This window comes from Nocardiopsis sp. KDC1DS13DA1, from assembly GCF_055632325.1.
Genome location: NZ_JBVMUY010000030.1, coordinates 106,029 through 120,533, shown reverse-complemented (window position 1 = coordinate 120,533; position 14,505 = coordinate 106,029). Strand labels below are relative to the sequence as shown.

Below are 14,505 nucleotides of genomic sequence, written 5' to 3'. Positions count from 1 at the left end.
CGCTTCGGGGTCATGCGAGACAATTTGTCCAGCATCAATGCAGGGATATCGACAGTATGGGGTGATTCACCTCATATTCAAGACATGAAGCACACCGATGAGCGAAACCGTCCGGTTCCTCCACTCCCCTCGACGGAGCCGGTGCGCCTCGTGGACCGGCACGGCCACCGTGTGAGTCACTCCTCCTTCACCGCTCCCGACCACACCGTGCTCGCCGACCTCCACCGCGCCATGGTCATCGGTCGCCGCTTCAACCAGCAGGCCAGCACGCTCGCCCGCCAGGGCCGCCTCGCCGTCTACCCGTCGTCGACGGGGCAGGAGGCGGCACAGGTCGGCGGCGTGCTGGCCCTGGGCGACCAGGACTGGCTGTTCCCCACCTACCGCGACAGCGTCGCCCTGGTCGCGCACGGCGTCGACCCCGTGGAGACGCTGACCCTCTTCCGCGGCGACTGGCACGCCGGGTACGACCCGCACCGCTACCGCTGCGCACCCCAGTGCACACCGCTGGCCACCAACGCCTCCCACGCCGTCGGCCTCACCTACGCGGCGCGGCGCAAGGGGCGGGACGTGGCGGCGCTCGTCATCATGGGTGACGGCGCCACCAGCGAGGGCGACGCCCACGAGGCCTACAACTTCGCCGCCGTGTGGAACACCCCCGTGGTGTTCCTCGTGCAGAACAACCACTGGGCGATCAGCGTGCCCCTGCACGCGCAGACCGCCGCACCCACCCTCGCCCACAAGGCCGTCGGATACGGCATGCGCGGCTACCACGTCGACGGCAACGACGCCGCGGCCGTGCACGCGGTGGTCTCCCACGCGCTGGCGGAGGCGCGCGCAGGTGAGGGACCCGCGATCGTCGAGGCGCTCACCTACCGCGTGGACCCGCACACCAACTCCGACGCCCCCCAGCGCTACCGCGACGACGCGGAGGTGGCGTACTGGACCGAACGCGACCCCCTGACCCGGATGGAGGCGCTCATCCGCGGGGAGGCCCTGCTCGGCGACGGGGAGGAGACCGAGCGGGCACTGGCCGCCTTCGACGCCGAGGCGGAGAAGGTGGCCACGGCGGTGCGCGACCGGATGGCGGGCGAGGACGAACTCGACCCCGCGTCCCTGTTCGGCGACGTCTACGCCGAGGTCCCACCGCTACTCCGCGAGGAGAGACAGGAGCTGGTGGAGGGGCTGCGGGAGGTCCGATGACGCGTACACCCCCCGTTCCCCCCGCCGAGGTCTCGATGGGCGCCGCCCTCAACCGTGCTCTGCGCGACGCCGCGGCCGAGGACCCCGACGTCGTCGTCTACGGCGAGGACGTCGGCCCGCTCGGCGGCGTCTTCCGGGTCACCGACGGCCTCAGCCGCGAGTTCGGCACCGAGCGCGTCTTCGACTCCCCCCTGGCCGAGTCCGGCATCATCGGCACCGCCATCGGCATGGCGATGTACGGACTGCGGCCGGTCGTGGAGATGCAGTTCGACGCCTTCGCCTACCCGGCCTTCGAACAACTCGTCTCCCACCTGGCGAAGATGCGCAACCGGACCCGGGGCACGGTGGCCGTGCCCGTGGTCGTCCGCGTTCCCTACGGCGGCGGCATCGGCGGCGTCGAGCACCACAGCGACTCCTCGGAGGCCTACTACACGCACACCCCCGGGCTGCGCGTGGTGACCCCGGGCACCCCCGCCGACGCCTACTCGATGCTGCGCGAGGCCATCGCGTGCGACGACCCCGTGGTCTTCCTGGAGCCCAAGCGCCGCTACTGGTCCAAGGAGGCCGTCGGGCTTCCGGTGCGCACCGAACCGATGGCGCGGTCCGTGGTGCGGCGGGCGGGGGAGGACGCGACCCTCGTCGTCTACGGACCCATGGTGGAGACCGCGCTCGAGGCGGCCGCCGTCGCGGCGCAGGAGGGCCGGTCCCTGGAGGTCGTGGACCTGCGCCAGCTCAGCCCGTGGGACGACTCGGTGGTGACGGCGTCGGTGCGCCGCACCGGCCGCGCGGTCGTGGTCCACGAGGCGTCGGTGTTCGGCGGTTACGGAGCGGAGGTCGCCGCGCGGGTCAGCGAACGCTGCTTCCACTATCTGGAGGCTCCGGTGCTCCGGGTCGGCGGACTGGACGTGCCCTATCCCCCGCCCAAGCTGGAGCACCTCCACCTCCCCGGGGTCGACCGGATCCTGGCGGCGGTGGACCGTCTCCAGTGGGAGTCCGGGTGGGTGGCGGGCACCGACGGAACGGGGGTCGGCGGGTGAGCGGGACGCGGTCGTTCGCACTGCCCGACCTCGGCGAGGGGCTGACCGAGGCCGAGATCCTGACCTGGCTGGTGACGGTGGGCGACGAGGTCGCCGTCGACCAGCCCGTGGCCGAGGTGGAGACCGCCAAGGCCTCGGTCGAGGTGCCGTGTCCGTACGCGGGCACGGTGGCCGAACTGCACGGCGCGGTGGGTGAGGTGGTCGCGGTCGGCGCGCCCCTCGTCACCGTCGCACAGACCCCCGTGCCGAACGCACCGGAGGGCTCCGACCCCGTCGGCGGCAACGGGGCCGCCGGGGAATCCGCGGGGTCGGGAGCCGTCCTGGTGGGCTACGGCACGGGAACGGGCGCACCGGCCACGCGTCGGCGCGCCCGTGGGGCGGGTGGGCCGCGAGGGTCAACGGCGACCGGCGGCCCACCCACTCCCCCGAACACACCGGGGAGCGCACCGGCCTCCGGGGGCGGGCGCGGGCCGGGGACCGGGCGGACGCGGGTGGTGTCCCCGCTGGTGCGGCGCCTGGCCAGGGAGCACGGGATCGACGTGTCGGCGGTCCACGGCACCGGCGAGGGCGGGCTGGTCCTGCGCAGGGACGTGGCTGCCCTGGTCTCCGGAGGCGCCGCGGCCGACCGTGAGCGGCCGGCCGACCCGCCGGGCACGCACCGGACGCCGCTGCGCGGCGCCCACCGGTCGATGGCACGGGGACTGGAGCGGTCGCGTCGGGAGATCCCCGAGGCGACGGTGTGGGTGGACGCGGACGCGACCGGTCTGGTGGAGCTGCGCCGGGAGCTGAACGAGGCGGCGCCGGACCGTCCGGTGAGTGTCCTGGCCCTGGTGGCGCGGTTCGCGCTCCTGGGTCTGGCGCGGTTCCCCGACCTGAACGCCCACTTCGACACCGCACGCGACGAGGTGGTGCGCTTCGACCCCGTGCACCTGGGGTTCGCCGCGCAGACGCCGCGCGGCCTGGTGGTGCCGGTCGTGCGGGACGCCGAACGCCTGACCACGCGGAACCTGTCGGCCCGCCTGGGCGAGACCGCGGAGGCGGCGCGGTCGGGCGGGCTGGGGCCCGAGGCGCTGCGCGGCGGGACGTTCACCGTCAACAACTACGGCGTGTTCGGGGTGGACGGGTCGGCCGCCGTCATCAACCACCCGGAGGCGGCGATCCTCGGGGTGGGCCGGATCGTCCGCCGCCCGTGGGTGGTCGGCGACGCCGTGGTACCCAGACCGGTCACCGAACTCACCCTCGCCTTCGACCACAGGGTGTGCGACGGCGGCGTCGCGGGCGGGTTCCTGCGCTTCGTCGCCGACTGCGTGGAGCGGCCGGGGCTGCTCCTCGGGGACGTCTAGGTTCTTCCCGGACCGCCACCCGAAGCGCAGCAAAGGCCCGAGAAGAACACAGCGAAGGGGCCGCGGTCCCGACCGCGGCCCCTTCCGGCCCTTGTCGCGGGGAGGTCCTCCGGCTACTTGCGGCGCAGCCGGTCGACCAGGGAGGTCAGGGCGTGGCGTCCGGAGCTCACGGACAGCAGGCCCCTGCCCTCGCCGTCGGCCGCACCCGCGTGGACGCCGGACGGACGGCGGGTCCAGGCGAAGAACAGGGCGATGAGGACGGCCGGGATCAGAGCGAGAGTGAGCAGACCCGTGGCGCCCATGGCACCGTCGGCGCCGGTCAGCTCGATGGCGGACAGGTCGTTGGCCGCGGTCTCCGCGGTCACGCCGGAGTCGTCGCCGTCCTGGCCGTCGGCCGCGGCGGCCGCCTCGGACTGGTCCTCCTGCTGCTCCTCGGCGGCCTTGGTCTTGGCGGCGTCCTCGGAGTCCTTGGCGGACTCCTCCTTCGCCTCCTCCTCAGCCTGGGTGGGCTGGGGCGCCGGCTCCTCCTCGGGCTCCGGCTCGGGGAGCGGGGAGACCGCGTCCTCACACTTGTTGCCGGGCTGCTGGAAGGGGTGCGGGGCACCGGGGGTGCCGTGGCCGTCGCCCCACTCGGTGATGAAGTACTCGACCTCGGCGTGGCCGTTGCCGCCGCTCACGGTCAGGGTGGTGTCGTTGAAGGTCTCGCCGGTCATCTCGGCGAAGGTCTTGCCGTCGATGTCGAGCAGGACGTCGCAGTCGTGGGAGGGAACGCCCGGACCGCGGTCGCCGATGAAGAACTCGTATTCCTCGCCCTCGTAGACGATGTAACCCTCGGTTCCCAGCGGCCAGCTCGGGCTGGAGAACAGGCCCTCCTGCATGGGCTTGCCGTATGCGGGGGCACCCGTGTCCCCGTTGATCCCGGAACCGTCGTCCCAGAAGTAGGTGGCGGTGACGTGGCCGTGCTGAATCGGAGTCTCGTTGCTCATGAAGAAATAGCCAGGTAGGCGACAGGGCCGAGAAGACCGTGGGCATGGCGCGTCCGGGACACACGGGCGCACTCGGGCGCACCCGTGTCAGGGCGTCATGTCTGGGACTCCCGCGTCGCCGACGGCGAAGGCGGGCGGGAACAGGGGCGCCGATGGGCTCGGCGCTCCGAGGACGGCACGTGGTTTCGTGCGGCCCGGTTCCCGGGAGAGGGTCTCGATTCCCTTGCGGCGCTCAGCCGTACAAGGGCTCGGCATCAGCTCGTCGATACTCATCACGAACCGATCACGAGCGACACTAACCCACGCTTCGGTAAAGTACCGAAGGATCGCGGGTAAAATGACTCGTCGTAGTCGGCGACAAACACCGGGAAACAAAGTAAAAAGCCGCGGACAAGCACTGGAACGCCTATTTCGCAGGCGTTTTCGCACACACTCCCCCGCAAACAGCGACCGCGTCCGTGGCTGGAGCCACAGTCAGATGACACCGGCTCTCACCTGCAAAAACACCGATGCAACAGCGTTTACGCGCCAGTAGTGCGCATTCCGCCCGGAGACGCGGGCCACCACCGATCGCACCGGACACGCCCCCGTGTGGCAAAGGCCACGTAACCTGGCCTTGTGTCCCGGGTCACTCCGTCGGCCGCGTTCGGAAAAGCCGATGCCCCGGAGGACAGCGGTCCTCCGGGGCATCGCGGAAACGGCCGCCCGGCGGCGGATCAGGTCACCTGGGAACGCCGGGAGAAGCGCTCCTGACGCCACTCCCCGGTCCGCACGACCTCCACGAGGGCGGTGGCGGCGTCGAAGACGTCCGCGTACCGCAGGTAAAGCGGGGTGAAGCCGAAGCGCATGACGTCGGGGGCGCGGAAGTCACCGATCACCCCGCGCTCGATCAGCGCCTGCACGATCGGGTACCCCGAGCCCTCCTCCGGCTGGAGCAGCGCCACCTGGCTGCCGCGCCGCCCGTGCTCCAGCGGAGTGGCCGACGCCAGCCCCGCCTCTCCGGTCACCCGCAGGAACAGGTCGGTCATCGCCAGGCTCTTGGCGCGCACCTGCCCCATGTCGGCCTTGGCCCACACGTCCAGGCTCGCCTCCAGGGCGGCGTCGGCCACGAGCGGTTGCGAACCGCTGAGGAAACGGGACACCCCGGGCGCGGGCTCGTAGTCGGCGGTGAAGTCGAACGGGCGCGCGTGCCCGTGCCACCCGCTGAGCGGCTGGTCGACGGCGGCGTGGTGGCGGCGGGCCGCGTAGAGGAAGGCCGGCGCGCCCGGCCCGGCGTTGAGGTACTTGTACGTGCAGCCGACGGCGAAGTCCGCGCCGCAGTCGGACAGCGCGACCGGCACCGCACCCGCGCTGTGGCACAGGTCCCAGACGACCAGGGCGCCGTGCTCGTGGGCCGCGCGGGTGATGCCCGGCATGTCCCGGAGGGTGCCGGTGCGGTAGTCCACGTGGCTGAGCAGTACGACCGCCACGTCGCCCGCGGCGAGCGCCTCGGCCAGCGCGGGTCCGTCGGGGTCGATCCGGTGCTGGGTGGCCCCGGCGAGCGCGACCGCGCCCTCCGTGACGTACAGGTCGGTGGGGAAGTTGCCCGCCTCGCCGAGCACGACGGAGCGGTCGGACATGCGCAGGGCCGCGACGAGGACCTTGAACAGGTTGGCCGAGACGCCGTCGCCGACGACCACCTCGTCGGGGTCGGCCCCGACCAGCGGGGCGACCTTGGCACCCAGGGTGCGCGGCTTGTCCCACCATCCGGCGGTGTTCCAGCTCCGGATGAGGTCTTGGCCCCACTCGCGTTCGATCATGTCGGCGACCCGCCCGGGCGTGGACCGCGGGAGCGCGCCCAGCGAGTTTCCGTCCAGGTAGATCACCCCCTCGGGGAGGACGAACTCCTCGCGGAGAGGGGCGAGGGGGTCGGCCGCGTCGAGGGCGGCGCACTCCTCACGGGTGGTGGGCGTCATCGGTTCCTGCTTCCTGGTGATGCGGGTGGTACCAGTGGTTCAGATGGTGTTCCGGAGCGACCACAGCTCCGGGAAGACGTCCTGCTCGGCGTTGCGCGCGAGCCAGTTCAGACCGTTGGAGCCGCCGCTTCCGGGCTTGGCCCCCATGGTGCGCTTGACGGCGACGAGATGGGAGTGGCGCCACCGGGTCACCCGCTCGGCGACGTCGAGCAGCGCCTCGGCCAGCAGGAACAGCTCGTTGCCGGGCCGGTCGTCGGCGTAGACCCCGGCCCAGGCGCGTTCGACCTGGGGGCTGGGCTCGTAGTCGGCGGTCCAGTCGCGCTGGGCGCGGTCCTCGGGCACCGGAAGTCCGCGGCGGCGCAGCAGGCGCAGTGCGGCGTCGTACAGGCTCGGTCCCTCCAGGAGGCGGGTCAGTTCGGCGACCACCCCGCCCATCGCCTTGTGCGGACGGATCATCGCCGCGGACTTGTTGCCGAGCAGGAACTCCAGCTTGCGGTAGCCGTAGGACTGGAAGCCGGAGGCCTCGCCGAAGGCCGGGCGGAACCGGTTGAACTCGGTCGGTGTCATGTCGGCGAGCAGCCCCCAGGAGGCGTTGAGCACGTCCTGGGCGTTGCACGCCCGGCGCAGCCACGCGATCGCCCCGGGGACGTCGTCGGCCTCCAGGGCGTCGCGGGCCGCCTCCCAGCGCTCCTGCACGAGCGTGAACAGCAGCTCCATGACCTGGGTGCTGATGATGAACGCGGACTCGGCGGGTTCGTCGGTGCGCGTGTTCTGGAGGCTGAGGAGGGTGTCCACGCCGACGTAGTCGACGTAGGGGGTGGCGCGCTCGAAGGCGAGCGTCGGGCCACCGCCCGTCTCGACTCCGTCGTCGTCGCCGCCCGGCATGTACGGACACTGTTGGGCGGTCGTGGAGAGCATGGGAACCCCTCGTCGGTGCTGCTGGTCTTCCGCGGCGCCCCGTGGTGGCCGGACGGGAGGAGGGTCCCCCGGTCCACGGTGACGCAGTCACATGATCGACCACGGAAGGCGGCTGAAGGAATGGGCGATGACCTCACAAGCAGGACATCGACCTGGTATTCATAACGGAAAAGACATCTCGACCTTGGGATCACAAAGCATGACCTCACGACCGGCAACTCCGCTGGACAGCGTTGACCAGCGGATACTGACCGAGCTCCAACAGGACGGACGGCTGTCCTTCAACGAACTGTCCCGCCGGGTCAACCTGTCGGCCCCGGCCGTGGCCGACCGCGTCCGCCGCCTCACCGACCGGGGCGTGATCACCGGCTACCACGCGCACGTGGACCCGGCCGCGGCCGGCCTCCCGGTCACGGCCCTGGTGCGGATGGAGTGCTTCGGCGCGCACTGCCTGCTGCGCGAACCCACCGCCCTGGACCTGCCGGAGATCCTCCAGGTGCACCGGGTGACCGGGGACGCCTGCTGCGTCCTGCTCATCGCGGTGCGGTCCATGGAGCACTTCGAGGAGGTCATCGACCGGTTGGCCGAACACGGTCGTCCCTCCAGCACCATGGTCCTCTCCAGCCCCGTGCCCTGGCGGGCCGTGACCGCGGAGCGCGCCTCATGAGCGTCCTCATCGACACACCCGTCTGGCCCGGACCGCGCGGCTGGCTCTTCGCCCACCTGGTCAGCGACCACTCCTACGACGAGCTGCACGCCTTCGCCCGCGAACTCGGCGTGAGCCACCGCGCCTTCGACCGCGACCACTACGACATCCCCGAGCACCTGCACACGCGAGCGGTGGAACTGGGCGCCGAGCACGTCAGCGGACGGGAACTGGTCACCCGGTTGCGCGCCTCGGGCCTGCGGCGGCGACGGACACCGCGCGGCACCGACCGGCACCGGGGCGGCGGCCGGGTCTGATGACCACCGGGAAGCCCCCTCCACCGGGGAGCGGCGGTCACAGGGGCGGCGGTTCGACCTCCTCGGCGCCCTCCAGGCGCCCGATCTCCGCGTCGATGTTGGCCCGGGCCCGCTCCTCCCAGCGGGCCCGGCCGTACGGTGTGGCGTACAGGTGCGGCGCGGCCCTCAGGGACCGCAGCACCGACAGCCGCCCCTCCCGGAAGAGCCGGTCGGGCACACGTCGGTACTCCGCGCGGACGGCCGCCGTGTAGGCCAGGTACTCGTCGGGGGGAGCCGCCAGTACCGCCAGGTCCGCGTCGCACAGCACCGCTCCGTCGGCGTCGTCCGGGCCGGTCCGGTGGTCGGCGGTCACCTCCACCAACCGCACGACCTCGCGGACCCGTTCGGGGCCCACGCCCAGTCCGGCCAGCAGACGCTCGGCCAGGCGCGCGCTCTCGCGCTCGTCCTCGCCCGGTCGGCCCTCGTACACGGCGTCGTGGAACCAGGCGGCGTACCGCACGGCGTCCGGGTCGTCGGCCTGGTCCGCGAGGACGTCGACGGCGCGCAGCGTCTCCCAGAGGTGCGTCAGCGTGTGGTACCTGCGGTGCTCCTCGCCCCACCTGGCGATCAGCTCGTCGCCCACCGCCGCGGCCTCGGCGCTGCGGCCCGCCAGCTTGCGCCAGTCCGCACGCAGCGGCTCCAGTTCCACGGCCCCGTCCGGCCCGGGTCGGTCCCCGGGGGTGCTCGTCCTCACCATGCCCCGAGTATTCCCCACATCCGGTGGCCGCACCGCACCCCCGGGGGCGGGATCAGGGGTCGACCGCGTCCGGGAGCCCGGCCTCGTGCGCCAGGATCGCCGCCTGTACGCGGTTGCGCAGCCCCAGACGGCTCAGGATCGCGCTCACGTAGCTCTTCACCGTTCCCTCCACCAGGAACAGGCGGCGGGCGATCTCGGCGTTGGACAGCCCCGCCCCGACCAGGGCGAGCACCTCCCTCTCCCGGTCGGTGAGCTCGCCGATCCGGGCCAGTGCGGCCTCCTCCCGGGCGGCGCGCCCGCCTCCGTAGTGCGCGATCACCTGCCGGGCCACCTGCGGCGACAGGTAGGCGCCGCCCTCGGCCACGGCGTGCACACCGGCGATCAGCTCGCGCGGGTCACCCGCCTTGAGCAGGAACCCGGCGGCGCCGTCGCCCAGGGCCCGTGAGACGTACCCGTCCTCCCCGAAGGTGGTGAGGATGGCGACGGCCGCGTCGGGCACCACCCTGCGCAGCTCCGCGGTGGCCGCCAGGCCGTCCATACGCGGCATGCGGATGTCCAGCAGGACGACGTCGGGCCTGTGGGAGATCGCCAGTTCCACCGCCTCGCGCCCGTCGGAGGCCTCCGCGACCACCTCGATCCCCGGGTCGCTCTGCACGATGGCGCGCACACCCGCCCGGATCATCGTCTCGTCGTCGGCGATCAGCACCCGGATCACGTTCGGTCTCCTCCTGCGGTCGGTCGGCGCGCGCGGGTCCGCGCACGCGGGTGGGCCCTCGGGGCCCCTCAGTCGGTGGTGGCGGTTCCCACGCGGACCACACGGCCGTCACGGAAGCACACCTGGTGGAGGACGGCCTCCGGGTCGAGCAGCAGCGACCCGTCGTGGTAGTACGCGCACTGGGCGTCCTCGGGTTCGCGGTACATCCGGTGTTCCCCGGTGGTCAGCGGAACCGAGTCGGCCGGGAGGTGGCGTTCGGCCTCCTCCCGGGTGTCGCCGACCGAGATCCTCTCCAGGTCCTCGGGCGGCAGGACCTGTTCCTGCGCCGTCAGCGAGATCGGGCCCACCGAGACGACCACGGCCACCACCAGGAGGGTGACGGGCAGGGCCGCCAGCGCCACGGTCCACCCGCGGAACCTGCGGCGGGCCGCCCGTTGCAGGCGGTCGATGTCGTCCGGCTGCTCACGGGCGGTGTCGTCCGTCGAGGAGACGGGGACCGTGTCCCCGAGCGGCAGGGTCGCGGCCACCTCCCAGCCGCCGTCGCGCGGTCCGGCGGTGAACGACCCCCCGGCCACCCGGACGCGCTCGCGCAGTCCGATCAGCCCCCGGCCGCCGCCCTCGGGTGTCTCCGGCAGGACGCCGACCGGCGGGGCGTTGGTGACCCGCACCTCCAGGGCCGTGTCCCCGCTGGCGAGCCACACGGTGACCGAGGCGTCCGGCGCGTACTTGGCGGCGTTGGTCAGTGCCTCCTGGACCACCCGGTGCGTGGCCCGGCCGACCATCGGCGGCAGATCGGACACGTCGCCGTCGCGTACGAGCATGACGCGCATGCCGGAGTCGCGGGCCCGCTCGACCAGCGCGGGCACGCCCTCGTCGGCGGGGGCCGTGGGCGCGGGTTCGGCGTCGGTGCGCAGGACGCCGATGATCTCGCGCAGGTGCGCGGTCGCGTTGACCGCGTCGGCCCGCAGTTCGGCGACGGCGCGGCGGTGGTCGTCGGCCAGGTCCGGGGTGACCTCCAGCGCACCCGCGCGCAGGGCGATGAGGCTGAGCTCGTGGCCGAGCGAGTCGTGCATGTCCTGGGCGATCCGCGAGCGCTCACGCAGTCGCACCTGTTCCTCCGTCAGGCGGTGCTCGCGCTGGATGTGACGGGCGTGCTCCCACCCGGCCGCGGTCAGCGCCGCGTGCTGGCGCCGGTAGACGCCGATCAGCCACGGCAGGACGAGATAGAAGACCAGGGTGACGACGGCGACCGTCCAGGCCTCGACGTCACCCGACCACACCGTGACCAGAACGGCCAGCCAGAACGTGGTACCGGTGGCGAAGACGGTGACCGCGGGCCACAGGCTCGGGGAGCGGCGGCCGAGGAGGAAGGCGGCGCAGGGCACCAGGACACCCAGGGTGATCGAGGTGAGCCCCCCGAACAGGACCACGATGACCGCGAGGACGGGGTACAGGCGGGTGAGCACGATCACCAGCAGCCCGACCGCGAACAGGGCCGTGTGGAGGAGGAGGGCCGAACCGGGGCCCGTGTCTCCCCGGTTCCATGCCGCGGTGCCCTCCAGGAGCAGGCCCACACCGACCAGGGCCGCCAGAACGGCGTCGCGCGTGAGCGCGCGCCGGTTCGGCCAGCCGGGCAGCGGCCGCAGGGCGTGGCTCAGGGCCCGGAACGGCTCGGAGAAGTCCATGCGGACGAACCTACACAGTCCCGTCTCCAGGCACGGAACCAGCGAAAGTCGGAGGTTCGCACCACCTTCGTCACCCCGGTGACGTGGGCCGGACGTGCGAACCCACGGAATCGGGGCGACAACGGCCATATCATGGGATGATTTTTGGTTCCTCCGACGATTGCCCGTCCTCGGTCACCGTGCTGCAATCCGTGGGGGGACCGCCGCGTCGCGTGCGTCCGTCGGGGGGCGTCCCGCCCCTTCCGCGAAGCGACCCGCGGGCGGTGGCGGACAACAGGACTGGAAACGGGGAGTGGATGTCACCACTGGAGACACTGCGGCGCATGGACGCGATCGCCGGTTGGCCGCTGCTGACGGCCACGTTCCTGGCCCGGCTCCCCGTCTCCATGGCCCTCATCGGCCTGCTGACCCTGGTCGCGTCCGCCACCGGCAGCGTCGCCGTGGCCGGGATCGTCAGCGGCGCCTTCGCGTTGGGCGAGACCGTGGGCGGCCCCGTCATCGCCCGGTTCGCCGACCGCCACGGGCAGCGACGGCCGGTCCTGGTCACCGCGCTCGTGGACGCCGTCCTCATCGGCCTCCTCGTGGCGGCGGTCGCGGCGGACCGTTCGCCCGCCGCACTGACCGCGCTCGCCGCCCTGGCGGGCCTGTGCATGCCCCAGATCGGCCCCATGGCACGTACCCGGTGGGTGGGCCTCATCCGGGCGGCCGACCGCCGCGAGGCCGACCGCGAGCGCTCCCTCGCCGCGGCGATGTCGGTCGAGGGCGTGTTGGACGAGGCCGCCTTCGTCCTGGGCCCGGCCCTGGTCGGCGTGCTCACCGTCACCCTCTCCCCCTCAGCCAGCGTCCTGGGCGCCGCCGTGCTCATCGGAGTGTTCGGGAGCGTGTTCGCGCTGCACCCGACCGCACCGCCGGGAACACCGCCGGTGCGGGGCGCGGACGGCCGGATCGCCACGCCCGCCCTGATGGTGATCGCCGTCCCCATGTTCTGCCAGGGCATGTTCTTCGGCGGCATGTCCACCGGCGTGACCGCGTTCGCCACCGGCTCCGGCCACGGCGACCTGTCCGGGCTGATGTACGCCCTCCAGGGGTCCAGCAGCGCGGTCGCCGGTCTCCTGATGGCCTCCCTGCCCGTCGCGTTCACCCTCCCCGCCCGGGTCCGGGTCGCCGCCGCAGGACTGCTCCTGCTCACGTTCCCGCTCTACCTGGCGGACGGGGCCGTCGCCCTCTCCGCGGCCATCCTGGCGCTCGGAGTGGCGATCGGCCCGCACCTGGTGAGCCTGTTCGGACTGATCGAGCGGGCGGCTCCGCCGAGCCGGATGTCGCAGTCGATGGCACTGATCCTGAGCTTCCTCATCCTGGGCCAGTCGGTGGGATCGGTCACAGCCGGATCACTCGCCGACGCCTACGGCCACCAGGGAGCGTTCGCCCTGGCCAGTGCTGGTGCGCTGGTCGCGGTCGCGGTCAACACGCTGGTGTTGCGGAGCCGTTGGTACGTGCGCAAGGAAGGTGCGCAGGGCGCAACCGCCGGACCTCGGGAGGACGCCTCCGCGACACCGGGGAACGGCGGTACGTGACTCTCGGAACATCATGTGTTAAGCACGCGTTAAGGCGTCGCAGGGCACCGTCGGATCGGCCCTAGGCTCGATGACCGTGCTCGATCTACTGACCACCATGAAACCCGGGTCCGGCCGACGACGAAGAGAGGTCAAGGTGCCCCAGATCTGTGGACTCGCCCGCGTCACCCTCTCCGTCCGCGACCGCGACGAGAGCGTGCGCTTCTACCGCTCGGTCCTGGGATTCAAGGAGCTGCGCAGCGAGGACGAGAACGGCACCCTGCGTACCGAGTGCCGCCACTCCTGCGGATTCCTCCTCGACCTGGTCCAGCACCGGGACAACTTCAAGGGGCGGTTCGACCACCGCCGCTGCGGTCTGGACCGCCTCGTCCTCCGGGTGAACAACCTGGGCGAGCTGGAGGCATGGGAGGAGCGGTTCACCAAGCTGGACGTCGAGCACACCCCCGCCAGCCACGACGCCGACGGCTCCACCCTCGTCTTCTTCGACCCCGACGGCACCGAGCTGGCGCTCTTCTCCCCGGCCGAGATCGACGACGACGAGGACTGAGCCGCCCGGCGCCCCGGTCCACCTCAGTCGGACTCCACCAGCTTCAGGCGCACGTCCCGCTCGGCCAGCTCGTCCACGGCCGAACGCGGCAGCCGGTCATCGGTGATGATCAGGTCGAACTGCTCCAGGCTCGCCACGCGGAACGTGCCGAACTTGCCGTACTTGGTGCTGTCGACGGTCAGCACGCTCTTGGAGGCGATCCGCAGCAGTTCCTGCTTGGCGATGACCTTCGCCTCCGAGGGGGTCGTCGACCCGCGCTCGGCGTCCCAGGAGCTGCTGGCGATGAAGGCGAGGTCGACGTTGACCTTGCGCAGGAAGTCGGCGGTGAACTGGCCCACCGACGAGTGGTCCGAGTGGGACACCACGCCGCCGGTGTGGATCAGCTCGATCCCCGGGTACTCCATCAGGTGCCCGACGACGTTGAAGTCGCTGGTGATGACGGTCAGGCCGACCTTGTCCGTGAGCAGGGGGACCATCTGGAGCGTGGTGGTCCCCGCGTCCAGGTAGATGGTGAAGTTCTCTCTCACCAGGTCGGCGGCCGCACGTGCTATCGCCCGCTTGGCAGGTACCTCCAGCTGCGCCTTGGCCAGGTAGGACGGCTCGCTCTTGAGCCGCGCCGCCAGCCGGACGCCGCCCGTCACCGACAGGACCTTGCCGTCGTTCTCCAGAGCCTGGATGTCACGCCGGACCGTCATGTGGGACACGGACAGCATCGACGTGAGCTCGTTGATGCTCAACACGTGACGCTCCTGGAGGAGCTTCAGAATGTGCTCTCGTCGCTGGTCCGGGATCATCGTTCGCCTCACACTCCAGGGCCGACAGGAACGCCGTTCGGATACGACGCCA

General features: G+C 72.0%; 14 protein-coding genes. 7 read left to right on the top strand and 7 right to left on the bottom strand.

Annotation, left to right across the window (positions count from 1 at the left end; all coding sequences use genetic code 11):
- The first annotated feature begins 84 nt into the window (after positions 1 to 84).
- From ACTVAJ_RS19920 to ACTVAJ_RS19910, 3 genes are read left to right on the top strand one after another with little or no spacing between them, the layout of a single operon-like run.
- Positions 85 to 1,200: a thiamine pyrophosphate-dependent enzyme gene (locus tag ACTVAJ_RS19920; RefSeq protein ID WP_470389707.1), complete on the top strand. Its 1,116-nt coding sequence runs from the start codon at positions 85 to 87 to the stop codon at positions 1,198 to 1,200.
- Positions 1,197 to 2,237, top strand: coding sequence for an alpha-ketoacid dehydrogenase subunit beta (locus ACTVAJ_RS19915; RefSeq protein ID WP_470389706.1), 1,041 nt, complete (start codon positions 1,197 to 1,199; stop codon positions 2,235 to 2,237). Before ACTVAJ_RS19920 ends, ACTVAJ_RS19915 begins: the two co-directional genes overlap by 4 nt.
- Positions 2,234 to 3,580, top strand: a complete 1,347-nt coding sequence (locus ACTVAJ_RS19910; RefSeq protein WP_470389705.1) for a dihydrolipoamide acetyltransferase family protein — start codon at positions 2,234 to 2,236, stop codon at positions 3,578 to 3,580. Before ACTVAJ_RS19915 ends, ACTVAJ_RS19910 begins: the two co-directional genes overlap by 4 nt.
- A 113-nt stretch (positions 3,581 to 3,693) precedes the next feature.
- On the opposite strand, the gene ACTVAJ_RS19905 is transcribed toward ACTVAJ_RS19910, so the two are convergent.
- From ACTVAJ_RS19905 to ACTVAJ_RS19895, 3 genes are all read right to left on the bottom strand, one after another.
- Positions 3,694 to 4,566: a hypothetical protein gene (locus tag ACTVAJ_RS19905; RefSeq protein WP_470389704.1), complete on the bottom strand. Its 873-nt coding sequence runs from the start codon at positions 4,564 to 4,566 to the stop codon at positions 3,694 to 3,696.
- 716 nt (positions 4,567 to 5,282) lie between these two features.
- Positions 5,283 to 6,521 (bottom strand): kynureninase, encoded by a 1,239-nt coding sequence (kynU, locus tag ACTVAJ_RS19900; protein ID WP_470389703.1) that lies wholly within the window; start codon positions 6,519 to 6,521, stop codon positions 5,283 to 5,285.
- 39 nt (positions 6,522 to 6,560) lie between these two features.
- The gene (locus tag ACTVAJ_RS19895; RefSeq protein WP_470389702.1) at positions 6,561 to 7,439 is read right to left on the bottom strand and encodes a tryptophan 2,3-dioxygenase; all 879 of its coding nucleotides are present in this window, start codon (positions 7,437 to 7,439) and stop codon (positions 6,561 to 6,563) included.
- A gap of 199 nt (positions 7,440 to 7,638) precedes the next feature.
- Here ACTVAJ_RS19895 and ACTVAJ_RS19890 point away from each other — a divergent pair, with 199 nt between their 5' ends.
- Both ACTVAJ_RS19890 and ACTVAJ_RS19885 read left to right on the top strand, forming a co-directional pair.
- Positions 7,639 to 8,106, top strand: coding sequence for an Lrp/AsnC family transcriptional regulator (locus ACTVAJ_RS19890; protein WP_470389701.1), 468 nt, complete (start codon positions 7,639 to 7,641; stop codon positions 8,104 to 8,106).
- The gene (locus ACTVAJ_RS19885; protein ID WP_470389700.1) at positions 8,103 to 8,402 is read left to right on the top strand and encodes a DUF4031 domain-containing protein; all 300 of its coding nucleotides are present in this window, start codon (positions 8,103 to 8,105) and stop codon (positions 8,400 to 8,402) included. The genes ACTVAJ_RS19890 and ACTVAJ_RS19885 overlap by 4 nt, the downstream gene beginning before the upstream one ends.
- A gap of 37 nt (positions 8,403 to 8,439) precedes the next feature.
- Here the strand turns inward: ACTVAJ_RS19885 and ACTVAJ_RS19880 are convergent, their stop codons facing one another.
- The 3 genes from ACTVAJ_RS19880 to ACTVAJ_RS19870 form a co-directional block, all read right to left on the bottom strand.
- Positions 8,440 to 9,138, bottom strand: a complete 699-nt coding sequence (locus ACTVAJ_RS19880) for an HD domain-containing protein (protein ID WP_470389699.1) — start codon at positions 9,136 to 9,138, stop codon at positions 8,440 to 8,442.
- A gap of 52 nt (positions 9,139 to 9,190) precedes the next feature.
- Positions 9,191 to 9,853: a response regulator gene (locus ACTVAJ_RS19875; protein WP_470389698.1), complete on the bottom strand. Its 663-nt coding sequence runs from the start codon at positions 9,851 to 9,853 to the stop codon at positions 9,191 to 9,193.
- A 68-nt stretch (positions 9,854 to 9,921) separates the two neighbouring features.
- Positions 9,922 to 11,538 (bottom strand): sensor histidine kinase, encoded by a 1,617-nt coding sequence (locus ACTVAJ_RS19870; protein WP_470389697.1) that lies wholly within the window; start codon positions 11,536 to 11,538, stop codon positions 9,922 to 9,924.
- A gap of 296 nt (positions 11,539 to 11,834) precedes the next feature.
- On the opposite strand from ACTVAJ_RS19870, the gene ACTVAJ_RS19865 reads away from it, so the two are divergent.
- Together ACTVAJ_RS19865 and ACTVAJ_RS19860 are read left to right on the top strand one after the other, a co-directional pair.
- A complete protein-coding gene (locus ACTVAJ_RS19865) occupies positions 11,835 to 13,112 on the top strand; it encodes an MFS transporter (protein ID WP_470389696.1) in 1,278 nt (425 codons plus the stop codon).
- 70 nt (positions 13,113 to 13,182) lie between these two features.
- Positions 13,183 to 13,659 carry a VOC family protein gene (locus ACTVAJ_RS19860; RefSeq protein WP_470389695.1) on the top strand — a complete coding sequence of 159 codons (477 nt, stop codon included), beginning with the start codon at positions 13,183 to 13,185 and terminating at the stop codon, positions 13,657 to 13,659.
- Between the two features lie 23 nt (positions 13,660 to 13,682).
- On the opposite strand, the gene ACTVAJ_RS19855 is transcribed toward ACTVAJ_RS19860, so the two are convergent.
- Positions 13,683 to 14,453 carry a DeoR/GlpR family DNA-binding transcription regulator gene (locus ACTVAJ_RS19855; RefSeq protein WP_470389694.1) on the bottom strand — a complete coding sequence of 257 codons (771 nt, stop codon included), beginning with the start codon at positions 14,451 to 14,453 and terminating at the stop codon, positions 13,683 to 13,685.
- Positions 14,454 to 14,505: the final 52 nt, after the last annotated feature.